Source organism: Paenibacillus sp. LPE1-1-1.1 (genome assembly GCF_040676435.1).
Lineage (GTDB): Bacteria > Bacillota > Bacilli > Paenibacillales > Paenibacillaceae > Pristimantibacillus.
Genome location: NZ_JBEGHY010000047.1, coordinates 39,865 through 66,055 on the forward strand (window position 1 = coordinate 39,865; position 26,191 = coordinate 66,055).

21 protein-coding genes are annotated in these 26,191 nt (G+C 50.5%); 18 read left to right on the forward strand and 3 right to left on the reverse strand.

Annotated features, from left to right (window positions below; all coding sequences use genetic code 11):
- Positions 1–123: 123 nt before the first annotated feature.
- The 4 genes from MRBLPE1_RS32155 to MRBLPE1_RS32170 all read left to right on the forward strand — a co-directional run bounded on the left by MRBLPE1_RS32155 (position 124) and on the right by MRBLPE1_RS32170 (position 3,690).
- Positions 124–1,764 (forward strand): AraC family transcriptional regulator, encoded by a 1,641-nt coding sequence (locus tag MRBLPE1_RS32155; protein WP_364154353.1) that lies wholly within the window; start codon positions 124–126, stop codon positions 1,762–1,764.
- Between the two features lie 128 nt (positions 1,765–1,892).
- Complete coding sequence (locus tag MRBLPE1_RS32160; protein WP_364154356.1) at positions 1,893–2,888, forward strand: ABC transporter substrate-binding protein; 996 nt, start codon at positions 1,893–1,895, stop codon at positions 2,886–2,888.
- A 14-nt stretch (positions 2,889–2,902) separates the two neighbouring features.
- Positions 2,903–3,025, forward strand: a complete 123-nt coding sequence (locus MRBLPE1_RS32165) for a hypothetical protein (RefSeq protein ID WP_364154358.1) — start codon at positions 2,903–2,905, stop codon at positions 3,023–3,025.
- Positions 3,026–3,084: 59 nt separating this feature from the next.
- Positions 3,085–3,690 (forward strand): hypothetical protein, encoded by a 606-nt coding sequence (locus MRBLPE1_RS32170; RefSeq protein WP_364154361.1) that lies wholly within the window; start codon positions 3,085–3,087, stop codon positions 3,688–3,690.
- An 82-nt stretch (positions 3,691–3,772) separates the two neighbouring features.
- Here MRBLPE1_RS32170 and MRBLPE1_RS32175 read toward each other — a convergent pair whose 3' ends face one another.
- Positions 3,773–4,681: a hypothetical protein gene (locus tag MRBLPE1_RS32175; protein ID WP_364154364.1), complete on the reverse strand. Its 909-nt coding sequence runs from the start codon at positions 4,679–4,681 to the stop codon at positions 3,773–3,775.
- Positions 4,682–4,891: 210 nt separating this feature from the next.
- Here MRBLPE1_RS32175 and MRBLPE1_RS32180 point away from each other — a divergent pair, with 210 nt between their 5' ends.
- A complete protein-coding gene (locus MRBLPE1_RS32180; RefSeq protein WP_364154367.1) occupies positions 4,892–5,518 on the forward strand; it encodes a TetR/AcrR family transcriptional regulator in 627 nt (208 codons plus the stop codon).
- A 30-nt stretch (positions 5,519–5,548) separates the two neighbouring features.
- Complete coding sequence (locus MRBLPE1_RS32185; RefSeq protein ID WP_364154369.1) at positions 5,549–5,752, forward strand: hypothetical protein; 204 nt, start codon at positions 5,549–5,551, stop codon at positions 5,750–5,752.
- Positions 5,753–5,840: 88 nt separating this feature from the next.
- On the opposite strand, the gene MRBLPE1_RS32190 is transcribed toward MRBLPE1_RS32185, so the two are convergent.
- Positions 5,841–6,290 (reverse strand): YdeI/OmpD-associated family protein, encoded by a 450-nt coding sequence (locus MRBLPE1_RS32190; RefSeq protein WP_364154372.1) that lies wholly within the window; start codon positions 6,288–6,290, stop codon positions 5,841–5,843.
- A gap of 249 nt (positions 6,291–6,539) precedes the next feature.
- On the opposite strand from MRBLPE1_RS32190, the gene MRBLPE1_RS32195 reads away from it, so the two are divergent.
- The 12 genes from MRBLPE1_RS32195 (at position 6,540) to MRBLPE1_RS32250 (ending at position 25,141) form a co-directional block, all read left to right on the forward strand.
- A complete protein-coding gene (locus MRBLPE1_RS32195; RefSeq protein WP_364154375.1) occupies positions 6,540–8,096 on the forward strand; it encodes an ABC-F family ATP-binding cassette domain-containing protein in 1,557 nt (518 codons plus the stop codon).
- 114 nt (positions 8,097–8,210) lie between these two features.
- Positions 8,211–9,761 (forward strand): SAM-dependent methyltransferase, encoded by a 1,551-nt coding sequence (locus tag MRBLPE1_RS32200; protein ID WP_364154377.1) that lies wholly within the window; start codon positions 8,211–8,213, stop codon positions 9,759–9,761.
- Positions 9,762–9,856: 95 nt separating this feature from the next.
- The gene (locus MRBLPE1_RS32205) at positions 9,857–10,270 is read left to right on the forward strand and encodes a hypothetical protein (RefSeq protein ID WP_364154380.1); all 414 of its coding nucleotides are present in this window, start codon (positions 9,857–9,859) and stop codon (positions 10,268–10,270) included.
- Positions 10,271–10,486: 216 nt separating this feature from the next.
- The gene (locus tag MRBLPE1_RS32210; protein WP_364154383.1) at positions 10,487–12,088 is read left to right on the forward strand and encodes a plastocyanin/azurin family copper-binding protein; all 1,602 of its coding nucleotides are present in this window, start codon (positions 10,487–10,489) and stop codon (positions 12,086–12,088) included.
- Between the two features lie 10 nt (positions 12,089–12,098).
- The gene (locus MRBLPE1_RS32215) at positions 12,099–12,773 is read left to right on the forward strand and encodes a plastocyanin/azurin family copper-binding protein (RefSeq protein WP_364154386.1); all 675 of its coding nucleotides are present in this window, start codon (positions 12,099–12,101) and stop codon (positions 12,771–12,773) included.
- 95 nt (positions 12,774–12,868) lie between these two features.
- On the forward strand, positions 12,869–13,438 hold the full coding sequence (locus MRBLPE1_RS32220; RefSeq protein ID WP_364154389.1) for an RNA polymerase sigma factor: 570 nt from the start codon (positions 12,869–12,871) through the stop codon (positions 13,436–13,438).
- Positions 13,439–14,200, forward strand: coding sequence for an anti-sigma factor domain-containing protein (locus MRBLPE1_RS32225; protein ID WP_364154392.1), 762 nt, complete (start codon positions 13,439–13,441; stop codon positions 14,198–14,200).
- A gap of 258 nt (positions 14,201–14,458) precedes the next feature.
- Positions 14,459–15,478, forward strand: coding sequence for an ABC transporter permease (locus MRBLPE1_RS32230; protein ID WP_364154394.1), 1,020 nt, complete (start codon positions 14,459–14,461; stop codon positions 15,476–15,478).
- A 17-nt stretch (positions 15,479–15,495) separates the two neighbouring features.
- Positions 15,496–16,404 carry a carbohydrate ABC transporter permease gene (locus MRBLPE1_RS32235; RefSeq protein ID WP_364154397.1) on the forward strand — a complete coding sequence of 303 codons (909 nt, stop codon included), beginning with the start codon at positions 15,496–15,498 and terminating at the stop codon, positions 16,402–16,404.
- Between the two features lie 140 nt (positions 16,405–16,544).
- Entirely contained in the window at positions 16,545–18,218 is a 1,674-nt protein-coding gene (locus tag MRBLPE1_RS32240) for an extracellular solute-binding protein (RefSeq protein ID WP_364154399.1), read from the forward strand.
- A gap of 92 nt (positions 18,219–18,310) precedes the next feature.
- Entirely contained in the window at positions 18,311–20,005 is a 1,695-nt protein-coding gene (locus tag MRBLPE1_RS32245; protein WP_364154401.1) for a right-handed parallel beta-helix repeat-containing protein, read from the forward strand.
- Positions 20,006–20,284: 279 nt separating this feature from the next.
- Positions 20,285–25,141 carry a X2-like carbohydrate binding domain-containing protein gene (locus MRBLPE1_RS32250; protein ID WP_364154404.1) on the forward strand — a complete coding sequence of 1,619 codons (4,857 nt, stop codon included), beginning with the start codon at positions 20,285–20,287 and terminating at the stop codon, positions 25,139–25,141.
- Between the two features lie 134 nt (positions 25,142–25,275).
- Here MRBLPE1_RS32250 and MRBLPE1_RS32255 read toward each other — a convergent pair whose 3' ends face one another.
- The gene (locus tag MRBLPE1_RS32255) at positions 25,276–26,139 is read right to left on the reverse strand and encodes an AraC family transcriptional regulator (protein ID WP_364154406.1); all 864 of its coding nucleotides are present in this window, start codon (positions 26,137–26,139) and stop codon (positions 25,276–25,278) included.
- Positions 26,140–26,191: the final 52 nt, after the last annotated feature.

Sequence of the window (26,191 nt, forward strand, 5' to 3'; positions counted from 1 at the left end):
ACTTAGGCGATGAGGCCTGTTACTTAATGAAAGAAAGAGCATGTTCCGAATGGAGGCAGGCTCTTTTTTGCGTATCATGATTACTAGTTTCATATTAAAATATGTCTTGGGAGGTGTGCTTGCTTGGTTGATATCGAAAAGAACATTAAACATAACGAATATGCCACACTCGAAGGCATGTTATTCAAGCTTCGGGAAATTGAACAGATCAAGAGCCATTCGAGTGAATGGAAATTAAAGCTTCAGTTTGTCCAGACACACATGATTTTTGTAGCGTCAAGCGGTCGAGGTTGGCTTACGATTGACGGGCAATTCACCGAGATGCGAAAAGGCAGCGTTTATGTTTGTACGCCTGGTCAGCTCATCGAGGCAGCTGCGCACTCGTTTGATGAACGCGGGTTTTATTATATGCGATTCGATATTATTGAGGATGACGGATCGTCTAACGATTCGATGAAGGTTATCAAGCGGAACAGCTCGTTCCCGATAAAAGGGGAAGTTATCGTCTCGTCGATGATTTCCGTTAACGCCTCGTGCATAACCATTTGCCAATGTTTGCAGGACGAGGATCGATTAAAACGTTTCCGCGGTCAAATCCTCTTTCAAGAAGTGCTGCATACCATCCTGCAGGATGCTCTTCTTGTACGTGGAAACGATTCGGAAACGGCGCTTGAATACGTGAAAGGCTATATCGAACAGCATTATCAGAAAGATCTGACGATCGATCATTTGGCGAAGGTGGCTGGGATTAGTACCCGTCATTTTATGCGATTATTTAAAAAAAGATATGGCTGCAGCGCGATCGACTATTTGGCCGTCTTCCGGATTAAAGAGGCGCAGCAGCTGATGAGGACGGGCGGGCAAAATCGTCTCCGGGATATTGCACGGCATGTAGGTTACCATGACGATATTTATTTTCGACGCAAATTCAAACAGGTATCAGGTATGCCTCCAGCGGCATTTATGAAGATCAGCAGGCAAAAAATAGTCGCTTACCATTTTTCCAACATTGGACAACTGATTACGCTTCATATAAATCCTTGTGCCGCACCAGCCGATCACCCCTGGACTGATTATTACAAGCGAAAGTATCAAATGGATTCCGTGCTCCCGCTAAGTTCAAATCAATCGATAAAGAGAGAAGAAATTCGGCTTGCTAAGCCTGATTTCATTATTGGTATAGATATCCTTGTACCTGCCGGGGAACAGGCCATGCTCAAGGAAATCGCGCCCGCGTATTTTGTACCTTGGTTGGAGAACGACTGGCGTACGCATTTGCGTTTGATTGCGCAGTTTCTAGACAAGTCAGCAGCATCGGAAGTTTGGCTTGAAAATTATGATCGAAAAGCCCTTTTTGTCAGAGAACAGATTAAACATGTTTTCAAGGATGATAGTCTCCTCATTCTGAGAATCACAGGAGACCGCTTTCACGTTTTGGGCAACAGAAGCTTAGGTACGGTGTTCTATGACGATCTGCATGTTGTACCCGCGCGTGGCGTCGAGCGAATGAAGCCGGATCAGCAGGTAACACCAGATCAGTTGGCGGATTTTGATGCGGACCGGTTTTTGCTTATCGTGGACGAGGACGCTCTATCGCAATCAACTTGGAGTACTCTCATGAGCTCTGAGCTATGGCGCGGTCTGAAAGCCGTCAAGAACAGCCGTGTGGATTTCCTCCCGTCGTATCCATGGGTAGAATATACGGCATTCACCCATGATCTTATGCTGGATGAAGCGCTGAAGCTTTGGCGTAATCGTACATAAAAAAATGTCGTTATCGTCGATATTCCAAAATTGAAAATTCATCTATACTCCTCATATGTGATAATGATAATCAATTTTAATAAGCGATTATCATTTATAAATTAGATTTTCAGGAGGATCACCAGAGAATGAAGCGTAATGGAAGATTGTTTGCGGGATTAATTATCGTATTGTTAGTCATGTTAAGTACTGCTTGTGCAGCCGATAATACCGGGTCGAATAAGAACAGTACTGCTGCTGGGAATTCTGGTAAGACGAATGCAGGAGTATCCGATAAAATGCGTGTGATAACAAGCTTGAAAGGAGACATCAGCATTCCAACCGACCCCCGAAGGGTTATTGGGCTTTCTGTCGTCTACCCGGAGTTTTTATATGCACTTGGCGTTACGCCTATTGCGGTACAAAACTATCATCAGGATTTCCCATCCTATCTTAAAGAACCGTTTAAAGATACGTTGAAGATGGGGATTGCGCAAACGCCTAATTTTGAAGCCATTCTAACCTCAGAGCCGGATTTAATTATTGCCCCGACATGGTGGTCCGATAAGGATTACGATCAGCTGTCCAAAATCGCGCCAACCGTGCTATTGCCGCAGCGTGATAATTGGCGCGATGAATTGCGGGATATTGGCGAGGTTCTCGGTAAGAAAGACCAGGCAGAAACGGTCATTCAGGATTTAGAAGCGGAAAAAGAAGAAGCCAAGAAGAAGCTCGACACCCTTGTTGGAGACGAGACAGTCATGTATATGATGATTATGGCAAAAGAAATCGTTATTTACGGTGAAAATATCGACCGGGGCATTTTCATCCATAAGGAGTTAGGCTTAAAACCAGTTAAAGAGTTTCCTCAGAACGAGCCAAGCCTTTCTATTTCCTTGGAAAAAATACCGGAATATAATCCTGACCATATCATCCTGCAGCTAGATGATGAGACTAGCGAAGAAGTCCAGAGCAGGTATAAGCAAATGCTGGATAGCACATTGTGGAAGAACATGACGGCGGTAAAGGAAAATCAGGTCTACATTATGGGAGGCAAGGAATGGTTTAGCCTGGGCATGTCTCCTTTGGCAGATAGCCATGCGATTGATGAAGTCGTTCATGCTTTTGAGAATAAACAAGAATAAGGGGAGGGTATGCAGTGGGCACGGTTGACCTTCGACAGCTGGAAGAGAAGTTTTTCCTGACTTTGTATGAGCCGGAGTACACCGTGCTTACGTTGCCTGCATCGGATCTATTAATAGAAGAAAATAGATGCGATTGATCGACACGTACGGACCGCTCATTAAAACAGAAGAACGATCCGCGGCGGCAGCGTTTTTTATGAGTTGGTATGCAGGGATATGCAGGGCGATGCAGCACATGCTGTTTCGCGGCGATGAATGGCTTCTGGATTTATCATTATCTAATGTATCCGTTCAATTATATGCAGGTGACCACTATCCCCTTTTTTCATTTAAAATCAATGAACAGCGTTTCAGGAAAATTCCGATAACGTGCGGCGACGCTTGGCGCAAGAAGGCGCTCGATTCATTTTACAGGGAACACATAACGCCATTGATCGCAACATTATCCCGACTAGTCCAAATGAGTGCCATTCCTTTATGGGGACAAATTGTTAATGCGTTGTATAGTCAAATGGAAGAAGAGTTGGGCGATGCTTCGGATGAGAAGAGCAGGAAGATGATCGTTGATCCATTTCTAATGTTGAAATGGGGAATCGATGCCAGCGCGTTCGGACTCCGTAAAAATCCGTTTGATATTAAACTTCGATACATTGGACATCCGACTATCCCTGAGCAAAAAGTACGATTGAAAACAGCCTGTTGCCTTGCCTATCGCTTGAATACGGAATTTGGCTATTGTTATGAATGTCCTCGATTAAATGAAAAGGATCGGGCATTAATAAGAGCGAATGATCACTGTTGAGGCGGCACCCAAATGGAGGGTGCCGCCTTCAGCGTTTTATAAGCAAATCTTCACCAATGACAGCCATTAAGCAGGCGGGCGCTTAAAGTACACTGCCACCGTTAACTAGTGTCACTTCCTTCTGAAAGATAACCTTTGCCTTGCCGCCGTATGGATTGACCAGCGTGGCTTGAATAACCGCTGTACCTTTAGCTGTCTGGTTCGGAATGGATACCGCCCCGTTCGCACGGACAGTCACCGCCCCGTCACCGGATACTTTCGACCATTTCAAAATGGCGGAAGGAAGCTCGATGCCGTGCGCCTTAAGCGAATAGTTGTGTTTTTTGCCATCGGCCGTTATTTTTACCGTTTCAACCGTTATAGAGCGGATATAAGCAACGGTGATTGCACGGGCAACCGGTTCGTCATGCTGTAATTTCTGACGGAAGTTCTGCGCCATGGCAAGCAGGCCGCCCGGTGTAACGTCAAGCTGACTAAGTATGCTGCTGAGCTTGTACGCGTCGGGGTCACCGAGCAGCAGCACTAACGTTACATGCAGAACCGCTGTCTGCTTTTGTTTATTCATGAGCAGTTGGGCTAGCTCAAGTTTTGACTTTTGTGCAAGGATACCGGCGATTGTACCTTCGAGACCTTTGCGGCTGCCGGCGTCTCCAGATAAAAATGTTACGAGGTCATCCATTGTTATATCGGAATGTCCTCCAGCTGCTGCGATTGTTTTCAAAGTCGCGCGAAATTCTGTATTTGTCCGTATGTCGTCCAAATCTGAGGCCAGCGAGATCCGGTAACCTCTGCTCCCCTTGGCGGGTGTCCATGAGAGGGACAGCGATGTCTGGCCGACATTCTCCGCACTCAACGTGCTAACTACGGGCCATACGGCTTGTACATAAAATGAGCCATTATAATCTCTATAAATCCCCTCATCATCGGCTGCGTGAATAAAAAAGTTATGATAGCCATTTTCTAATCCCGATATCGCTGCGGTCAGTGTCAATGATTTCTCATCATAGCTGGATGGTATGAGCTGGTTGTCTACCTTGACTAGGATAGAGCTTCAGATTATTTTACGGTCAGCAGGCTTTCCGTTATGAAATCCAGTTTTAAAACTTCCGTATTGCGGATGCATCTATCGTTGTGATAAAATTGATCAACCAATCAAGAAAATGATTATTCGATCAACTTCCATGCGGGAAGGAGTTATTTTATGAAGGAAATCAAGCCGGCAGCAGAAGGCAAGCAGTCATTCATAGCGGAAGCAAGACGGGAGCAAATCATTGCGGCTGCCATTCAAACGCTTGATGAAATCGGATACGTGAAAGCAAGCTTGTCGGAAATCGCGAAAAGGGCAGGGATCAGCACCGCGTTGATTTCGTATCATTTTTCGGACAAAAGCGATTTGATGAACCAGCTTCTCATGAAATTAATTGAAGATTCCACTTCGTCTATTATGGCAAAGGTCCGTCTCATGAACACGCCGAGGGAGAAACTGAGCGTCTTTATTGAAGCCAGTCTGGCTTACCGAGGCACTCACCCCAGCCATAATGCCGCACTGCTGGAAATCATTTTTAATGCGAGAACGCCTGAAAATGTCCCTTATTACAAATGGAACGATGGCGAAGACGACGATGTGCTGTTGAACGAGCTTCATTCTATTTTGAGTGAAGGCCAGGCATCCGGACAATTTAGCGCGTTTAATATTAACGTTATGGCGAAAATGATTCAAGGAGCGATCGGGGAATACATGTCGGTTAGCCCGGCTCATACACAATCGGTAGATTTAGAAACCTACAGCCAGGAACTGGCCAAAATCGTGCTAAAAGCAGCGCTGTAAGAAGAGAATGTACAGGAAAAGGAGAATCAGATGAGAACGTTAGAGAAAATATTCAATTGGATGGTCGTCATCGGCCTGCTGCTGTTAGTCGGACGAATTATTACGGTGATACTTAGATACTTTGAGGTTCCGTTTACGACCTTTTTTAAGGATTACAATGTCATTTCGTTTATCATTTTAATCATAGGCGCGATCGGCTCGCAAATCCTAAAGGATAAAACAAATAAGGAATAGTACCAAATCCGAAGCATTTGGGCTAATTAAGAATAGGAAGCATTGACGAGAGCTCTATCGAAGAGCTCTCGTTTTATTTGCGGCTTGACTATGAAGTTCGTCCCTCTTTCAGCAGTGCTACGGTTTTGTCTATCCGCCGCTGCCGGGTTTCAGCCGTCTTGGCGTCCTCGATTGCGAGAACCAGCCGCCGCTTGTTACTATAAGATAATCCTTCGAAAAAAGCTCTTGCTGCTGCTTCACCGTTAAGCGCGTCAGACAAATCATCCGGTACGATAATTTCGCGAGGCTCGTTATCAAGCTCGATATCCACCGCTACTTCATCGCCGGCCGCAACGCCTGCTCCCTTTCGGTTCTCAGCGCTCAGCGGAATCATGAACCGCCCGCCCATTGACGCGACGGTACTCCGGTAGGTGTAAGCGTTGATCGTGATTTTGACGGCGGGTTTCTTGCTTGTACCGAGAGCCGTAACCACTTCTTCCGGAACGGAGAAGCCTGTCGCCGTTTTGCCTCCAAGCTCGATGACCGATTGAAATTTCATACGAAACGCCTTCATATTGATTTGAATGGCTGAATATCGCTGCTTGTAACACAACATGTTCGTCGAATAATGGCAAAGAAGCGGGCCTTCCGATTAGATAGCCTTGGGCTGGCGCATTATTTTGAGGCTTGCAAAAGCAGCATAATATCCAATATAAAGATTGCACTCGAAAAGGAATCCTACATTGAGTTGTAGGCCCTATAACGTTTATAATATAACGAGACTATTACAAAAGAAAAGGTGTCATTCATGAGCATATTAAACGTAGAAAGACTAAGCCACGGCTTTGGAGACCGCGCGATCTTCAATGATGTATCGTTTCGCCTGCTAAAAGGCGAGCACATTGGGCTTATCGGCGCCAATGGCGAGGGCAAGTCCACTTTCATGAACATTATTACAGGAAAGCTCCAGCCGGATGACGGCAAGGTGGAATGGTCCAAGCGCATGCGCGTCGGTTACCTGGATCAGCACGCGGTGCTGAGCAAGGGCTCGACGATCCGCGACGTGCTGAAGGGAGCCTTCCAATACCTGTTCGACATGGAGCAGGAGATGAACGATATGTACGGCCGGATGGGCGATGTCACGCCGGAGGAGCTGGAGAAGCTGCTTGAGGACGTGGGAACCATCCAAGACACGCTGACGAATCAGGATTTTTATTTGATCGATGCGAAAATTGAAGAAACGGCTCGCGGTCTAGGGCTTACCGATATCGGGCTGGACAAGGATGTTAACGATTTGAGCGGCGGGCAGCGCACGAAAGTGCTGCTTGCGAAGCTGCTGCTCGAGAAACCGGACATCCTGCTTCTGGACGAGCCTACGAACTATTTGGATGAACAGCATATTGAATGGCTGAAGCGTTACCTGCAGGAATACGAGAATGCCTTTATTCTCATCTCGCATGATATTCCGTTCCTGAACAGCGTCATCAACTTGATCTACCATATGGAAAATCAAGAGCTGAACCGCTATGTCGGCGATTACGAGTATTTCCAGCAGGTGCATGAAATGAAAAAACAGCAGCTGGAATCCGCATTTAAACGGCAGCAGCAGGAAATCGCCGATTTGAAGGACTTCGTTGCGCGCAACAAAGCCAGCGTGGCAACGCGGAACATGGCGATGTCCCGCCAGAAGAAACTCGACAAGATGGAAGTTATCGAGATTGCGAAGGAGAAGCCGAAGCCGCAGTTCAACTTCAAGGACGGAAGAACGTCCGGCAAGCTGATTTTCGAGACAAAGGATTTGGTTATCGGCTACGACAGCCCGCTGTCGCGCCCGCTTGATCTTCGTATGGAACGCGGACAGAAGATCGCGCTCGTCGGCGCGAACGGTATCGGTAAAACGACGCTGCTGCGCAGCATTTTGGGCGAAATTCCGGCGATTTCAGGTACGGTACAGCGTGGTGAACATCAGCAGGTCGGCTATTTCCAGCAGGAAATGAAGGAAACCAACTACAATACCTGTATTGAAGACGTGTGGAAGGAATTCCCGTCTTACTCGCAGTTTGAAGTGCGCGCGGCCCTGGCAAAATGCGGTCTCACGACCAAGCATATTGAAAGCAAGATCGCGGTGCTCAGCGGAGGCGAGAAGGCGAAAGTCCGCCTATGCAAGCTGATCAACAGCGAGACGAATCTGCTTGTGCTCGATGAGCCGACGAACCATTTGGACGTGGATGCGAAGGACGAGCTGAAGCGCGCCCTTAAAGCTTATAAAGGCAGCATCCTGCTCATTTCCCATGAACCGGAATTTTACCGCGATGTCGTGACGGATACATGGAACTGCGAATCTTGGACGACGAAGGTATTCTAAACCGTCTTATCAAATAAACCAGTCTAACCGCCAAGGATTAGACTGGCTTTTTTTGTAGGGAAACGATAAAGGCCTGACGATAGAGAAAAAAATGAGCAAAGTAGGTTATAGAGAATGACTAATCGCGACCAGCAGGTTTACCGTTTTAGCGAAGCGCCGATTTGGGAGCTGCAGCGGGCTTATTTTGAAGAGCAGGGCATCCAGGCTTGGCAGCGGGACGAGGTGCCGCAATACATTACGAGCAATCCGATCATTGCGATGGCCTATGCCGAAATTATATTCGGGTTTCTTCAGGACCGTGCGGCGCAAGGCCATGCGTCGGAGCCGGTTACGATCGTGGAGCTTGGAGCGGGATCGGGGCAGTTAGCGTTTCATGTGCTGAAGGAGCTCGCCCTGCTGATTGATTTTGCAGGGATAGGGCTCCCGCCGTTTCGTTATGTGATGAGTGATTTGCCAGTCAAAAATATTGCCTATTGGCAGCAGCACCGCAGCCTCATGCCGTATGTTCAACAAGGCGTGCTTGATTTTGCGCAGTTTGATGCGGTTAAGGATGCCGAGCTGCATTTGACGCAGTCCGGCATTACGATACGGCCGGGCGATTTGGAGCAGCCGCTGCTCATCGTTGCCAATTACTTTTTTGACAGCATCCCGCAGGAGCTGCTCTATGTCGATGAAAGCAAAATCTTTGAATGCAGAGTATCCATGCAGGTAGAGGAAGAGGATTCGGATTACGGGCTGACCGCATCCGACAGGCTGGGGAAGCTCGTGCCCGAATACCATTATCTTCGTGCGGCCGAGTATGAGCGGGAATCGTATCCCTTCCGCGAGGTTATTGAGATTTACAAGCAGAAGCTCGAGGATTCGCATATTCTTTTTCCGGAGATCGGGCTTGCGTGTTTGCAACGATTGGGACAACTATCGCAAGCGGGCTTTGCCCTGCTCACCGCGGATAAAGGCGACCACCGCTTGGAAAATTGGGAATTTGCAGAGCCGCCAAAGCTCATTCATCACGGAAGCTTTTCCTTAACGGCGAACTACCATGCCATTCAGCATACCTTTGAGCAAAAGGGTGCTCTAGCATCCTTTACGGAGCATCATTATAAAAACCTGAATGTAGGCTGCATTCTTATGCTGCCAAGTCCGGTAAGCTTCTTCCAAACGCGCTTAGCTTACCGCCGTTTTGTCGACCGTTTTGGGCCGGATGATTTTTTTAGTTTGAAGCTTTGGTTCGATGAGCATGTGGAGACGCTTGCGCTGTCCCAAATCTTAGCCTTTTGGCGGCTGGCGCGTTATGATTCGCAGCTGTTTGTTCAAAGCGCCAAGCGGATCGGGCTTCTGCTCCCGGATAGCGGTGAGGAAGAATCGGAGGATCTGCGCCAAGGCATACACGCGATGTGGGCCGGCTATTATCCGTTAAATGAGCAGCAGGATTTAGCGCTGGATTGCGCGATGCTGCTCTATCAGCTGGATTTGTACGAGGATGCGCGAGTCTTCTTTGAACGGTCGCTGGCCGATCACGAGGGAAATGCCGAAGTGTTCTATTGCATGGCGATTTGCTGCTACGAATCCGGGCACGAGACGGCTGCAGCGAGCTATGCGGAGCTTGCTTTGGAGCGGGTTCCGAAGCATGAGGGAGCGGCAGCGCTTCTTGCGCTTTTGGCGTGAGAAGCTAAGGGGCGCCTAGGATTGCTGCGGATGCGCATCGGTGTTGAAACCTATTCGCGTTTTCGATCGTCATAACAGATAAAGGAGGGATTGCTTTGAGAAAAGGGATGGTCATACTCGTCGCGGTTTGCTTCCTAATGACAGGCTGCTTGAACAGAGAGAAGCTTCTTACGTTAGAGCAAATTCAAAGCTTGTTTGAAAAGCATGAGATTCCTTTATCCGAGGCGATAGGCGTACATCCGGATCATGTTTTTATTAAGACTTTAAATAAGGTCGAGCCTCAGGTGTACATGATTAATGACGACGAGCTGGTTAGTATTTATATCTTTAATTCCAGCAACGGCGTAAAGAAAGCCGTAAAGGATTTTGAGGAAAAAACGGCAGAGGCAGGCGTAGTCGCACACGAAAAATATCAGGTCGCCAACCTATTAATGATCTATGACGGCGCCGATGCAAGAATGGAAACGGTCGTTCAAGAGATGAGGTCGCTCGTTGACGGTAAGGAATGAGCTTGCCGATCTTGCGTTTAACATATCGAGTCGGCTAGGGCGGTACAGGAGCTATTCCTGTACCGCCCTTTTTTTGCGTCCGGTCTCCAGGCTGTGTTTCGGCATCTCCAATCTTGTTTTTAGATCGGCTGCAAAAAAATATTTGTTTTAAATCAAACCTATCCTTCCTCCGCGTCGTTATCTCTACAGATAAAGTCGACAAAGGAGGAATGATTAATGTTTACACGAGTAAAGAAACTGTTTTTGATTACGGCAACGTGCACGACAATCATTGCCGCTCCGCTTGGCACGGCATCTGCGGAACCGTCGCCGGGGATCAAGTCCGATGCCGATACGGCATTTGAGCTTGGGCTGCTTATCGGAGACGGCAAGGGCGTGGATGCGGCCTATTTGAGCAAAGCGTCAACGCGCTTGCAAGCTGCTATTATCTCGCTCCGGCTTAATGGAAAACTGAAGGAAGCACTGGCCTTTACGGGCAAATCTAATTTTTCCGACGCTGTACAGGTCAGTACAGCCAATCAAGCCGTTCTGGCTTACTTGAAGAGCAAACCGGAGCTAGGGTGGCAGGGAGCGGGCAACAATCGTTTTGAACCAAGCGCGGCGATCAGCTCTCAGCAATTTTACAAAGTGATCTTGGAGAACCTCGGTTATCAATCCGGAGCTGACTTTACATACCAACAATCGGAAACATTTGCAGCTTCGCATGACTTGAAAGAGATTGCCGGCAAGACGTCGCTGCTGAATTCGCATCTGGCGACATCCCTTGTCGAGGCGCTGTCCGCCGATACGAAAAATGGCAAGCGGTTCTTTGATACGCTGCAAACGGGCGGAGTCATTGCTCCCGGGGCTGCACTGCCGCAAGGCGAGCGAATTGGCCTAGGGCAAAACGACAAGCTCGGCACGTATTTTACGGATAAAAACGGGCGTGCGCTCTATTTCTTCACGAAGGACGCGGAGGACGTCAATTCCTGTCAAGGAGATTGCTTGAAGAACTGGCCGATCTATTACGATGCCAATTTTCAAATACCGGCTTGGCTGAATAAAGCCGACTTCGCCGTTATAACCCGCACGGACGGCGCGAAGCAGCTCACTTATAAAAATTGGCCGCTCTATTATTTCGTGAAGGATAGCAAGCCCGGCGATGTAACCGGCGAGGGCGTAGGGGGAGTATGGTTCGCGGCGAAGTCGGATTACGCGGTTATGCTCGGCACCTCGAAGGAAGTGGGCAACTATTTGACAGACGATTACGGCAGGGCACTTTATTATTTTGACAAGGACACTTCCGGAAAAAGCGTATGCGAAGGCGACTGCCTCGTCAATTGGCCTGCATATTCATCAACTAGCGTTAGTGTCCCGTCTACGATCAAACCAAGCGATATCGGAACGATTACCCGAGCGGATGGAAGCAAGCAAGCTTCATTCAAAGGGTTCCCGCTCTATTATTTCATTAAAGACAAGGCACATGGAGAGTTGAATGGGCAGGGGGTCAATGATGTCTGGTATGTTGTAGATCCGGCCAAATTTACCGGCACGACTGCATCGGCAGCGCCAGCGGCTCCGACGGTTAAGACGTACAACATCGACATTAAAGAGTACTCCTTTGGCAAGGGAGCCCTTACCGTGGAAGCAGGCTCCAAGGTGATCTTCACGAACTACGACGAGATGAAGCATAATGCGGTTGCTTTGGATGGCTCCTTCGCCACTCCGTTGCTCGCGAAAGGCGAAACCTATACGGTAACGTTTGATAAACCAGGCACTTATAATTATTTCTGCGAGCCGCACAAGTCTTTCATGACGGGTCAAATCATCGTAAAGTGAGCGTGAAGACATGAGAAAAATAACATATGGCTGCTTGTCGCTGATCCTGCTTCTCCTCTTCTTATCGGGCTGCGGCGCTCAAGGGTCAAACGAGGCCGCTGCCGGCAATACAACGAATGAGACTGCTGCTCCCGCAAGCTCTGAAGCAACGGATGAGAATGCGCATGATGATGGCCATGGGGCGGAAAGCGCGACTCCATCCCCTAGTCCAACGGATGCTGTCTCCCCTTCGCAGGAGCCGGTTGAAACGGAAAAGCCGCAGGAGACGGAGAAGCCTGAAGCGACGCAGAAGCCGGCTGCAACGGAGAAAGCGTCTGAAGCGAAGCCGACGGCAACCGCGGCTCAGCCAACACCTACGCCTAAGCCAACGACTAAGGCACCGGTCAAAACGGAGAAACCCGCAAAAGACGAAGATCAGCCAGACGCGGTAACCGTGCATGTCGTTGAGATTACGAACTTTGCCTTCTCGCCGGAAAAGCTTGAAATATCGCAGGGCGATATCGTTACCTTTATCAATAAGGACGAGGTAAAGCATTCCGCAACGGCTGATAACGGGCAATTCGATACGGAGCTGCTTGCCCAGGATGAGAGCATGAAGATTACCTTCTCGGACGCAGGCGAGTTCGGCTATTACTGCATTCCTCATCCGGGGATGAGAGGGTCTATCGTAGTGAAGGAAAAATAAGTTAGCTTTTATTAATAGATCGGGAGCAGCTGTTTATGGCTGCTCCCGTTTCTGATAACATAAAAAAAACGAGCCTGTTCTGGAGGCGCAAATGGATGGTTAATCTTACCGATCAAGAACTCATGCAGCAAATTCGAAACGGTAAAAATAAAGCGCTGTCCGTTCTATATGACCGGTATGGCGCTTTGGTGTATTCCTTCGCCATCAAGGCGGTCCGGGACGAGCCGACCGCAAGAGATATTTCGCAAGCGGTATTTATGCGTTTGTGGACTACGGAATCGGAGTATGACCCGGCTAAGGGGCGTTTTACAAGCTGGCTGCTTACCATTACCCGCAATATAACGATGGATCATCTCCGAAAACAAAGAAGAGACGCTTCCGGTCTTGTACAACTAACGGAGGAACGGTTTAATGAATTGCCTGATCCGCTGGGCCTGTCTCCCGAGGAGCATGTTGTCCGGCATTCCTTAAGGGAACAAATTCAGCAGGCATGCAAGCATTTATCTAAATCGCAGAAAACGCTGATCGAGCATTTTTATTGGCAGGGCTTTAGCTTAAGAGAGCTGGCGCAGCTGTACGATCAGCCAATCGGAACGGTCAAGAACAGGCTCCATCAGACTTTGAAAATATTGCGAAGGCATCTTGCGGCGAAGGGGGAACTTTAAATGAGTGACGAAGCATACAGCCGCGATTGCGATTTCATACTCGATTATCTTTCGGGTGCTTGCTCCAAAGAGGAGAAGGAGGCATTCGAACGTCATTTGACTTATTGTGATTCTTGCAGGCAAGAGCTGGCTGAATTGCGAATCGTATGGGAGGAGCTTCCCTTGGATATGGAACGGATCGAACCTCCAAAGGATTTGAAGGAACAAATTATGGCTGCTGCTAAGGAAGCGCCTAGACGTGATAAAGCATGGAGGGCAAGAAAGCTGTGGAAGCCGGCTGTTGCCGCGGCAGCGGCGGCGCTTATTTTTGTCGGCGGCTCGTTATGGGATAATCCTTTTATTAAAAATCAGGATACGCGGTTAGCGACCATTGAACATGCTTTATCTGCTCCGGCATCCGAGATTGTACAGATCACGATGCTAAAGGCGGAATCCACGGAGAAGGAGCATGCGTATGGCGTCGCATGCATTGTCGACAATGGAAAGAGCAAGCAGTTTGTCGTCTATGTGTTCGGGGCCGAGGAGACGAAAAACGAGGAAGCTTACCAGGTTTGGCTTCTCCGGGAAGGCATTCGAACGAGCGCAGGCACGTTCCGCGTCAACGAGAAAGGAGTAGGGCTGCTCACCATGGGAATAGAATCGGATCAATTAACCTATGACAGCATCGGCATAACCCTGGAGCCTGATGAGAAGGGCGATCAGCCGCGCGGGACCAAAGCTTTTGGAACGGATACCGCTCCTGATTCGGTAAATACACTATAGCTTTTTTAGAAAGAATGAGCTGTCTCACAAGGTTATCGACCTTGCAGGACGGCTTTTTTTATTTGCGCGCAATCCGTTACCTGTGCAGCTGGTGCCGTAATACCCAGAAGAAAGCGGGCCCTTTTCTAAGTGGCGAGGATCGACGCGGTGGAACCCCGTGAATACTGGACGTACGGCGTAAAAATGTCCCCCCGGAAGAGGGGGAATTGTACGTAAAAATGACCAATTGTACCTACACAACGGCTCAAGGAGTGGATTATGATTGGCAGCAAGAAAGCGCTACCACAGAAAAAGGGAGGGATCGTTCTGCAGCAACAAACAGCAAGAAAAGATCAAACGATTAAGAGCATCTCTTCGCTCAAGAATGGATATGGGAGGCAGGCGGCCAAGAGTTTGCGGTCGCATTGGCAGCTTTATTTGCTCGTCATCCCGCCGCTGCTGTTTTTCATCATTTTTAAATACTATCCGATGATTAATGCAGTTCTGGCATTTAAGGATTACAACGTCATAAAAGGCATCTGGGGCAGTCCTTGGGTCGGACTTAAGTACTTTAGACTGTTTTTCGAGAATCCCATTTTCTGGACGCTGATCAAAAACACGCTGCTGCTTAGCTTCTATCAGCTCGCGGCAGGCTTTCCGATTCCGATTCTGCTGGCGCTCATGCTGAATGAGATACGTAATGGGCGTTTCAAGCGTTTCATTCAGCTGGTCACGTTCGCCCCGTATTTCATTTCCACTGTCGTTATGGTGTCCATGATTATGTTGTTTTTGGCGCCACGGCTTGGTTTTGTTAATATCGCGCTCCAATACTTCGGTTTTGAGCCGGTTAACTTCTTGGGCGAGCCGGACATGTTCCGTTCGATTTATGTATGGTCGGACATTTGGCAGACGGCCGGATATGCAGCGGTTATTTACCTTGCGGCTCTCGCTGGCATAGACCCGACGCTGTACGAGGCAGCCAAGGTAGACGGAGCGTCGCGCTTTCAGAAAATATGGCATGTCGATTTGCCCGGTATCCTTCCGACGGTAACCATCATTCTGATTTTGAACGTGGGCAACATCATGTCGATCGGCTTCGAGAAAATTTATCTGCTGCAAAACTCGCTGAATCTGCCATCGTCAGAGGTCATCGCCACTTATGTGTACAGCATGGGCCTGTTGAATGCAAATTACAGCTTTGCCACGGCAGTCGGCTTGTTGAATTCCGTAATCAATCTCATTCTTCTGGTTGCGGTGAACAGCTTCGCGAAACGCATATCGAATAACAGCATCTGGTAAGTGAGGGGGAATTGTATATGGCTATTTCATCGGCGGTACCCAAAAGCAAAATACGGGAGTCGGCCAGCGACAGAGTTTTAATTTTCGTGATCTACGTTATTTTGAGCCTCGTGCTCGTTGCCGTTTTGTATCCGCTCATCTACATTGTCAGCAGCTCGATCAGCAGTCCGGCAGCAGTCGTATCCGGAAAGGTTTGGCTTTGGCCGGTAGATATTTCGTTTCTGGGCTTTCAAACGATATTGAAAACGCCGCTCATCATGACCGGTTACGGAAATTCCTTGTTATACATGTCGGTGGGAACGATCATCAGCGTAACGCTGACTGTTATGCTGGCTTACCCTCTTTCAAGAAAAACGTTTTTTGGCCGCAAGGGCATCCTGATGCTGGTCATGTTTACGATGCTGTTCAGCGGGGGACTCATTCCGACTTATCTAGTCGTTAAGGAGATGGGAATGATCGATTCCCGCCTGGCCTTGCTCATTCCGAACGCGATCTGGGTATGGCAGGTCATCATTGCGCGCTCCTTCTTCCAATCCACGATTCCAAGCGAGCTGGTCGAAGCGAGCGAGATTGACGGGTGCAGCGATTGGCGTTTTCTAGGCAGCGTTGTGATTCCATTGTCGAAGCCGATTTTGGCCGTGCTTGTTCTGATGTACGCCGTTGGACAATGGAATTCGTATTTCGATGCGCTTATCTATTTGAAATCCGATAAGCTATTTCCGCTGCAGCTTGTGCTGAGGAGTATCATCATTCAGAACAACAGCGCGGGAGCCATGGATCTTAGCGTACAGATACAAAGGGCTCAGCTGGCGGAGCTGCTCAAATATTCGTTGATCGTCGTGGCTACGCTGCCGGTTCTGATCATCTATCCGTTCGTGCAGCGCTATTTCGTTCAAGGTATGCTGGTCGGCTCTGTCAAAGGCTGATTGCGGGCTTTTCCGAGTATTCGGAATAAGGAGGTGGGGGCTATGTAAGCTTTTGTGAAGAACGTTCAATCTTCTATGCTGGAAACCTGAAGGAAGCCGCCACATCATAACTGTTAATATGCAAAGGGGAGCAAAATAAAATGAAAAAGTTTAGCTGGAGTTTAATGTCGCTCATTCTCATGCTGGTCATGGTACTTTCTGCCTGCTCGAGCGATAATGGCAAGTCCGGTTCGGAAAATGTGCTGCCGGAGGGCAGCGAGTCCGGATCGGCAACGGATACCCCGTCGAAACCGGTGGACATCAGCGTGTTTGCTGTACAGGAGCAAGGCATAGACCTGCCAACCAACAAGTACACGAAGCATGTTGAAGAAATGTTCAGTATTAATTTCAATTTCGAACTGGTTCCTTCGGACGGCGCGAAAGAGAAACGCCAGATTTCCCTCGCGAGCGGAGATTATCCGGATGCGTACATTCTGACTCATTATATCGATCAGTTTTCACAAGCCGACTTACTGAAATTCGGAAAGCAGGGCGTCATCGTTCCGTTGAACGATCTGATTGATAAGTATGCGCCGAACATCAAAGCCGCCATGGAGTCCAATTCGGATCTGAAGACGCTGAATACGGCTCCGGACGGCAATATTTACGGTCTAGTGGCGTATACGCAGTGCTTCCACTGCTCCTATCCGAGCAAAATGTGGATCAACACGGGATGGCTGGATAAGTTGAATCTCGAAATGCCGAAAACGCCGGAGGAATTCAAGAATGTCCTGAAAGCGTTTAAAACGCAGGATCCGAACGGTAACGGAAAAGCGGATGAAGTGGCGCTGAGCGGTTCGACGGAGGAATTCGGCGTTCGCGTCCTTCCATTCCTTATGAACGGCTTCGTATACAACGACGACAGAAACTATTTGAACATGGCGAACAACAAGGTTGAATCCGCGGCAATCAAACCCGAATGGAAAGAGGGTCTCGCTTACGTCAAGTCGCTGTACGACGAAGGATTGATCGATCCGGGCGCGTTTACGCAAAACGCCGAGGCGTTCAAGAAAATCGGCGAGAATGCGGATGCTGAAATTTTGGGCGCCGGCGCAGGCATGCATCCGGCAATCTTCATCGATTTGGCCGGCCCGCGTTCTGCCAACTATAATCCGGTACCTCCGCTTCAAGGACCGAAAGGCGCATTCGCTACGCATGACAACGGAGGCGTTTCTCCAGGCGGGAAGTTCGTCATCACGAACAAAGCAAGCGAAGAGGCACAGATCGCTCTGATCAAGCTTGCGGACTATATGTATACGGCAGAAGGCCAAACCAACGCAGGATCCGGCATGAAGGGCATCGATTGGGAAGATCCGGCGCCAGGCGACAAAGCTCTCGGCGAGGGCGTCGAGCCTAAGGTGAAAACGATTCCGGGCGCCCCAGGCGAAGAGCCGCGGAACGCAGGCTGGTCCGGTATGGGTCACTTCTATATGCCTAAGGAGTACCGGGACAGCTGGGTACAAGGAACGGACATTCTCGATCCGTCTAACTACGAGCGCAGGCTTTACGAAGCGACGTTGCTGTACGAAGGCAGCGAACCGAAGGAGCTGTTCCCGCTCTGGTCGATCTGGGTTGATCCGGCGCAAATCGACGAGATGAGCATGCTGCAAACGAACATCCGCAATTATATCGAGCAAAGTTCGCTTCAATTCGTAACGGGCAACAAAGATTTGGAAAAAGACTGGGATAGCTACGTTCAAGGCCTGAAAAACCTGAAGCTTGACCGCTACCTTGAAATTTTGCAATCTGCTTACGACGCCTCGTTGAAATCTTAAAAGGATATAACCGAAATCGGGCGCTTCCTAAGGAGCGTCCGATTTCTCATGGAAAGATGGCAGATACGAATACAATTCGTGAGGTGAACAGAATGAATGTTCCACATACCGCAATCAGCTTGACCGATTTCGGGGGCAGGCCTGACTCGGGGGAAGACGCAGCCGGAGCGATGCGCAGGGCGCTCGAGGAAACGGCAAGGATCGCCGGTCCGGTTGTTCTGACATGCGAGCGTGGACGGTACGATTTCTATCCGGAGCACGCGACAAAGGCAAAATACTATATTTCCAATACGGCCAGCGAAGATGAAAACCCTGACGTGACGAAGACGATCGGCATTCTTCTGCAAGGATTGCGGAACGTGACCCTCGAAGGTAACGGATCGTTGTTTGTCTTCCACGGAAAACAGACGATGATCGTTGTCGATGGCTGCGAGGAGGTGAGCATCCGCAACCTTCGTTTGGATTTCGAGCAGCCAACGGTTGCGGAGATGACTGTTACGGGAATAGGAGATGGCTTCCTTGACGCAGCTGTCCATAGGGACAGCCGCTACGAGGCGGAGAACGGAACATTGACGTGGGTGGGAGAAGGGTGGCGCTTTCGGGACGGGCCGATGCAGGAGTACGATCCGCAATCCAATACGACTTGGCGGATCGACAACGCCGTGGCCGCGGCTGCCCGCATCGAAGAGTTGGGGCCTGGAAGGCTGAGGCTGTTTTTTGATGCCGGTCTCATGCCATCGACGGCCATCGGGCGCGTCCTCCAAGCAAGGGACGGCATCCGGGATCAGGTCGGAGCGCTTGTCATCAATAGCCGCAAGGTCGAATGGAGCGACATGGGCGTACATTTCATGCATGGCCTGGGTCTCGTGTGCCAATCCAGTGAGGATGTGTCCTTTGAGCGCATGGAGCTGGCTCCTCGTACGGAGACCGGCCGCACGGTGGCGGCTTTTGCGGATTGCATCCATGTGTCAGGCTGCCGCGGGCTTATCCGGGTCGCGGACAGCCGGTTTGCTGGTGCTCACGACGATGTTATTAACGTGCATGGAACCTATTTGCGTGTAGCGGGACAGCCTTTGGCGGACGAGGTGCTCCTTCGGTTTATGCATCCGCAAAGCTATGGGTTTCCTGCGTTTTTTCCAGGGGATTGCATCGAATTTGTTCGTTCCGGCTCGCTTGCCTCTTATGCGGATGCCGTCGTTATCAAGGCATCGATGGTCGAACCGCGCGTCATGCGGATTAAGCTGGACAGGAACGTGCCGGAGGAATTGCGCGGCGACGATGTGGTAGAGAATGTCACATGGACGCCTGAGGTGGAGATTGTAAATAACCGGATGGCCCGCATACCGACCCGAGGTGTATTGGTGACGACACGCAGAAGAGCGCTAATCGAGGGCAATCGGTTCGAGCGGATGGCCATGAGCGCGGTAATGGTTGCAGGCGACGCTAGAAGCTGGTATGAGTCCGGAAAAGTGGATAACCTGACCATACGAGGCAATACGTTCATCGAGTGCGGAGGCGCGGATAACGCAGTGATCTCCATTTCTCCGGAGAATACGGAACCTGCGGAAAAGAGCTATGTTCATGCCCATATCGTTATCGAAGGCAACCGGTTCGAAATGCGGGACGCTCCCTTGCTGGAAGCAAGCAGCACGGAGCATTTGAAATTCGCGGATAACCTGATCGTTCTCCCAGGCAAGTTCCAGGAAGCTGGGGCAGCGATCCGGCTGACAGCCTGCGATGAAGTGTCTGTAACCCATAACCGATATATTAGCGCGAATTCAAAGTGATCGTTTTCATGCGGCAAAACCTCATTCATCAAGCGTTTGTTTGCCGTACGGAATCAAAAACACAACCCGGTCGCTGGAGCAATCGGTTTTTTTTGCGCGTATTCCGTTCCATTCGGTGAAAGGTACGCTGAAGCGGGGATTGCCCCCCTCAAACAGGAGGAAATGTACGTTAAAAGGCACAACTGTACCTATAAGAACCATGGGGATTTCCACTATTATCATTTTGTAGTAAGCGCTATCATTTGTTCTTTCATGTTGCTTTAGAGAGGGAGGATAACGATGAACGCAATGCATGACAAAAAGGAGATGGAAATTTTGGGCAGATGGATGAGGAAGACGCGAATATACTTATTGGCGATGATTGTATTGGCGGCTCAGCTGGGCGTATTCGCGCCGGGAGGAGAAGTAGTGAAGGCAGCCGACAACGGGCTGGGCGCAAAGCCGTACATGGGCTGGAGCAGCTACAGCATGCAGGTATACTCAGGCAATGGGCAGTGGATTACCGCGGAGCAAATCAAGGCGCAATCCGATGCGATGCATGAGAAACTTCAGCCGTACGGCTATGAATACATCAATGTCGATGCGGCCTGGAACGGGGGGATGGACGGATACGGCAGACCGATCCCAAGCACCACGCTGTACCCGGACGGACTCCAGGAAGTGATCGACCACGTCCATGCCAACGGGCAGAAGTTCGGGCTATACGGCATCCCGGGCCTGTCGCCTCAAGCATATGAGGACGACCTTCCGATTTATGACGCGCCCGGCTGCTCGATGAGAGACATCGCTGCCCAGCCGTTACGGGACGGGGACTACTGGGGCCTCGGATATAAAATGGATTTCTCGAATCCATGCGCTCAAAAATATATCGATTCGATTGCCAATCTGTACGGAGAATGGGGAGTCGACTTTCTGAAATTCGACAGCGTGACGCCGGGCTCCGGCATATCCGACCTTTCCCTTGATGCGCGCGATGACGTCAAAGCCTGGTCGGAGGCGCTTAAGCCGCATAATATTTGGTTGGAGCTTTCATGGGCGCTGGACATTAAGTATATCGATTATTGGAAGAAATACGCCAATGGCTGGCGGGTAGATTGGGATGTCGAGTGCTACTGCGGAGACGGCGGCTTGACGGCCTGGCCGAGCATTGCCCGGCTGTTCCCGAAGGCTGAGCAATTTTGGCGCCATGCGGGCCCTGGCGGCTGGAACGATTTCGACTCGCTGAACGTCGGCAACGGAGCAATGGATGGCATCACGGAGGACGAACGCCGGACAGCCATGACGTTCTGGTCGATTTCGGCGGCGCAGCTCTACACCGGCAACGATATGACCAAACTGGACAGCTTCGGTCTAGAGCTGCTCACGAACGAAGAGGTCATTGCGGTCAACCAAGCCGGCCGGCCGGCGCATCCGGTATCGATCGATACCGAGCAGCAGGTCTGGTATGCAAACAACGGGGACGGCAGCCTGACGGTCGGCTTGTTCAATCTGGGCAGCGCCGCGGAGACCGTAACGGTGAATTGGAGCGATATCGGCCTGAACGGACCGGCAACCGTCCGCGACCTGTGGACGCACGAGGAATTGGGAGAGTTAGCCTCCGGCTATAGCTCGGCCGAATTGGCGCCTCATGCCTCAAGGCTCCTGAAGGTAACGGCTATGGGTGGTGCGCTCGCCGTCAATGATGACGATACCGGCATGAAATATACCGGCGATTGGACCAGAAACGGCGGCAGGGAAATGATGGCTGGCGCTCAGAACCTGATTATTGACGTCAGCAACTCAACGGCTGTGCCGAGCGCGATTTATCCGGCAGCGGCCGCTTTCGACAAGAAGGAGACGGAACAGGCCGATGTCGTCACTACGCTGACGCTAAACGGTAATACGTTCGTAGGCATTTCGAGCGGCGGATCAGCGCTGACGAAGGATACGGATTATACGGTGGATGGCAATCAGGTCACCGTCAAGAAAGAATATTTGGCCGCAAGACCGGTCGGCACCGCAAGCCTGACGTTTGCGTTCAGCGGAGGCGCAGCGCAAAATCTGGCCGTGTCCATCACGGATTCGACGACGAGGGACAGCAAGGTGACCCCGACCACGGTAAGCTTTGACAAGAAGGATTCAGCCGGCAGCGATCTGGAGCTGACGCTTGCGCTGAATGGTAACGCGCTGAGCGAAATCGCGCATGAAGGCGCTTCGCTGACTTCCGGCACCGATTATACGGCAACGGATCAAAAGATTGTCCTGAAGAAGTCATTTTTAGAGACATTGCCGGCGGGAACGACCAAACTCACGGTCTCGTTCAACGCGGGAGCAGAGCAAGCCGTAAGCCTTGTGATCAGGGACACCTCCGTGGGAGCCTCGATCGCACTGAATAATGACCATGCCGCGATCCATTATGTCGGCGGCTGGAACCGAAGCTATAACCGCGGGCTCGGCGACTACCTGGATGACGTTCATTTCGCCGAGAAAAACGACAGCGACTATTTCGAATACACGTTTACGGGAACAGGCATCGAGCTGATTACGGAATTGGACCCTTCGCAGGGCGAAATGGACATCTATGTGGACGGCGAATTCCAGCAAACCGTCAATACGTATAACTTGGGAAGAGCGGCCCAGCAGCCGGTATATCATATTTCAGGTCTTGAGTACGGCGAGCATACGCTTAAGGCGGTGAAAAAATCCGGCATTTTCATGCTCCTGGATATGCTGAGAGTCAGCTTGCCTGACTTGATCGGTGAAACCGAAGAGAATTTCAATAAAGCTGACGGACAGCAGGCTGACGTAACGATCGAGGTAACCGCGGCGGGAAGCGGTTTCGGGCTGAGCGGCATAAAGAACGGCGCAGCGGCGCTTGCCGCCGGAACGGACTACTCGGTGGCGGAAGACGTGGTGACGATTAAGAAGGAATATTTGGCAGCGCAGCAGATCGGAACAGCTAGTCTCGTTTTCGCCTTTAACGGCGGCGCGGAGCAGAAGCTTGCCATTAGAGTGCAGGATTCCTCGGCCGCGAACAGCACGATCAATCCCGCGGCGGGCAGCTTTGACAGAAAGACGGACGCTCAGTCGGATCTTGCCACGACAATGCAGCTTGCGGGCAATACGTTAGTCGGCATCCTGAACGGGGAGACGGCGCTTGCTTCCGGAACGGACTATACGGTGGCAGGAAACGAAGCCGTGATCAAAAAGGAGTATCTCGCCTCCCAGCCGGTAGGCATGACGTCCTTGACGTTCCGATTCAGCAATGGGGAAGCGCAAACGCTGTTGATTGCAGTCAGCGATACAACGGCGCAGAACAGCCAGCTTAGCAGTGCTGGGGCAAGTTTTGACAGAAATGCGGCAGTCCAAGCCGACGTAACCGTTGGTGTGAATTTGAATGGAAACAGCCTGAGCGCGGTATCAAACGGAGGCGCGGCGCTAACGGAGGGCGATGATTATACCTTGTCCGGCACCCAGTTGACGATTAAACGCTCTTACCTCGCGGAACAGCCGACAGGCATGGCCAATCTGGTCTTTTCCTTCAGCGCGGGCGCCGATCAACCATTGGCAATCGCTGTGATCGACACGTCAAGAGGCCGTTACGTATCCGTCAATAACGATGATAGTGAAATCACCTATATCGGAGCATGGCAGCACGGGCGAAACCGGGGAATCGGCGACTTCAAAGACGATGTCCAATACACGGAAACGAATAACGACTATTTTGAATATACGTTTACGGGAACGGGCATTGAGCTCATTACGGAGAAGGATTCCTCGCAGGGCGACATGGATATATACGTGGATGGCGAGTTCAAGCAGACGGTCAGCGCGCATAACGAAGGCAGACTCGTTCAGCAAACCGTCTATGCTATAAACGGTCTCTCTTCCGGCACGCATACGATTAAGGCAGTGAAGAAATCCGGCTATTACATGCTGCTCGACCGATTGAAAATCAAGGCGGCAGACCGTCTGGGACCGGATAGCGCAAGCTTCGATAAAGGCAGCGCATCTCCGGCCGATGTTACGACGGCTTTGGCTGTCGACGGCACCAATCTACAGGGAATCGCAAACGGTTCAACCGCGTTAATCGAAGGCACGGATTATGTGGTATCGGGCGATCAGGTTGCGATCAAGAAGGAATACCTCTCGGCGCAGCCGGAAGGAACACTCAGCTTGTCCTTCTCCTTCTTGGGGGATTCGCATAACGATGTGCATTACACCGAGACTGACGGAGATGAAGTGGAATATACGTTTACAGGATCCGGGGCCGAATTGATTATGCCGAAAGGTCCGACGCAGGGAGACGTGGATATTTATGTAGACGGAGATTTCAAAGAAACGGTGAGCGCTTATCACGCGAGCAGGCTGACGCAGCAAACGGTATCCGGCATTTCAGGTCTACCGGAGGGCGTCCATACGATTAAAGCGGTTAAAAAATCAGGCGCTGAAATGATCGTAGACGGTTTGCGGTACAGCAAAGATGCTCCGGTGTCGACACCGACACCGACACCGACACCAACACCAACACCGACATCGCCGCCGACAGTGCCGACGCCGACAGCTGCGCCGGTGGTAACGCCTTCGCCGTCGTCCACGCCGGAGCAGTCTGCTCCTTACATTAAGGGCTATGAGGACGGAACCTTCAGACCGGACAGCAAGATGACCCGCGCCGAAATGGCGTCCATTTTGTCGAGAATCTCGGAGACAGAAGCGAATGTGCCGGATAAGGTTTACAGCGATGTATCTTCGACGCATTGGGCTAAGGATGCGATCTCATCCGTGACCCGCATGGGCTTGATGGGCGGCTATGAGGACGGCACATTCGGAGTGGATAAACCGATTACCCGCGCCGAAATGGCTAAGCTCGTCTCCATGCTGGCCGGAGAGCTTGAAAAGGACGGTACCGGGTTCTCCGATATATCCGGCCATTGGGCAGAAGGGTATATTTTGAAAGCGCAGGGAGCGGGGATTTTAAACGGCTATAGTGACGGAACGTTCAGACCGAACCAAGTGCTGACGCGGGCGGAAGCGGTCACCATGATCAACAGGGCGCTGGGCAAAGACCCGGCAAGCGGAGAAGGACCTTCGCCTTGGAAGGACGTTCCGAACACGCATTGGGCATATAACGACATTGTGGGTGCTTCCGCTGATTAATAGGCGATCCGATAAAAAGATGCATCGCGTCTAAACAAGAGGACATTTTTCCGGAAGGGGAGCCTCGGACGGGGCTCCCCTTCTGACTGCGCCTTACAATCGCACCATCTAGGCAGCCAGCGCTGCTTAGGGGCTTACTCTCTGGATTGGGGATGCAGCCGGTAATGCTTGGGGCTGACGCCGTAAAAGGAGCTGAAGTGCCGGGTGAAGGGGTGGATAGAGGGATAGCCTAGTCTTTCGGCAATAGCGGTTATGCTAAGCTCGCTTTCCTGCAGCAGATGGGAGGCGCGCCGCATGAGCAGCTTATGGTGATACGCTTTGGGCGTAAGTCCGGTTTCGCGTAAGAACAAAACATGGAAATAGGTGCGTTTTAAGCCGCAAAATTTCCACCAGGCCTCAACCGGTTCACGCTGCTCGGGCTGGGCATTCAAATGGGCGAGCAAACGGACGATCCGGTAATCCGTTGGCTGATGCGTATGAACCGTGTTGTACCAATGGAGAAACCAGGCATATAGCAGATTATTTATCATTTCGGTTCGATAATATTTCGATTCATTAAATAGTTTAGCGAGCATTAAAAAGGAATCATACAGCTCTGGATACGGCTGCAGGGAAAACACGCGCGGTAAGCTGTCGAGCTCTTCGCATGTAAAGGATGAAGCTACGGTGCTCAGCTCAAACGCTTCCGGAGCAGAAATGAAGGTTCGATTAACGGAGACGGGGTTAGTCCGGTCCCACAGATCGAAATAAAGATTGTACGAGGACAGCGGATGCTTGGGCGAGATATGAAAAGCATGCGGCTCAGCCGGCCTGAGAAAAATAAGCGTCCGATTATCAATCGGATACCGCTTGCCGTTAATCTCCATTTCACCCGGCCCATCGGTAAAGAGGTGAAAGGCATAAACGCTGCAGACGCGAAGTTTTTCGTTAGAGCTGCCGTCATACAGGTAATACATGGCGTCTCCGACATGGGGGGTAATCTCGTTTAGCTTTTTCAAGAGAGCTCCTCATTCCTTCGGCAAAATTCATTAATTTAGCGGATGATTTGAC

Excerpts from the sequence above, each read along its gene's own strand:
- MRBLPE1_RS32190 (WP_364154372.1), bottom strand. The coding sequence starts at position 6,290 with ATGAAATTTCAATCGGTCATCGAGCTTGGAGGCAAAACGGCGACAGGC.
- MRBLPE1_RS32250 (WP_364154404.1), top strand. The coding sequence starts at position 20,285 with ATGAACGCAATGCATGACAAAAAGGAGATGGAAATTTTGGGCAGATGG.
- MRBLPE1_RS32240 (WP_364154399.1), top strand. The coding sequence starts at position 16,545 with ATGAAAAAGTTTAGCTGGAGTTTAATGTCGCTCATTCTCATGCTGGTC.
- MRBLPE1_RS32230 (WP_364154394.1), top strand. The coding sequence starts at position 14,459 with ATGATTGGCAGCAAGAAAGCGCTACCACAGAAAAAGGGAGGGATCGTT.
- MRBLPE1_RS32180 (WP_364154367.1), top strand. The coding sequence starts at position 4,892 with ATGAAGGAAATCAAGCCGGCAGCAGAAGGCAAGCAGTCATTCATAGCG.
- MRBLPE1_RS32160 (WP_364154356.1), top strand. The coding sequence starts at position 1,893 with ATGAAGCGTAATGGAAGATTGTTTGCGGGATTAATTATCGTATTGTTA.
- MRBLPE1_RS32215 (WP_364154386.1), top strand. The coding sequence starts at position 12,099 with ATGAGAAAAATAACATATGGCTGCTTGTCGCTGATCCTGCTTCTCCTC.
- MRBLPE1_RS32245 (WP_364154401.1), top strand. The coding sequence starts at position 18,311 with ATGAATGTTCCACATACCGCAATCAGCTTGACCGATTTCGGGGGCAGG.
- MRBLPE1_RS32195 (WP_364154375.1), top strand. The coding sequence starts at position 6,540 with ATGAGCATATTAAACGTAGAAAGACTAAGCCACGGCTTTGGAGACCGC.
- MRBLPE1_RS32235 (WP_364154397.1), top strand. The coding sequence starts at position 15,496 with ATGGCTATTTCATCGGCGGTACCCAAAAGCAAAATACGGGAGTCGGCC.
- MRBLPE1_RS32210 (WP_364154383.1), top strand. The coding sequence starts at position 10,487 with ATGTTTACACGAGTAAAGAAACTGTTTTTGATTACGGCAACGTGCACG.
- MRBLPE1_RS32185 (WP_364154369.1), top strand. The coding sequence starts at position 5,549 with ATGAGAACGTTAGAGAAAATATTCAATTGGATGGTCGTCATCGGCCTG.
- MRBLPE1_RS32225 (WP_364154392.1), top strand. The coding sequence starts at position 13,439 with ATGAGTGACGAAGCATACAGCCGCGATTGCGATTTCATACTCGATTAT.
- MRBLPE1_RS32200 (WP_364154377.1), top strand. The coding sequence starts at position 8,211 with ATGACTAATCGCGACCAGCAGGTTTACCGTTTTAGCGAAGCGCCGATT.
- MRBLPE1_RS32170 (WP_364154361.1), top strand. The coding sequence starts at position 3,085 with ATGAGTTGGTATGCAGGGATATGCAGGGCGATGCAGCACATGCTGTTT.
- MRBLPE1_RS32220 (WP_364154389.1), top strand. The coding sequence starts at position 12,869 with ATGGTTAATCTTACCGATCAAGAACTCATGCAGCAAATTCGAAACGGT.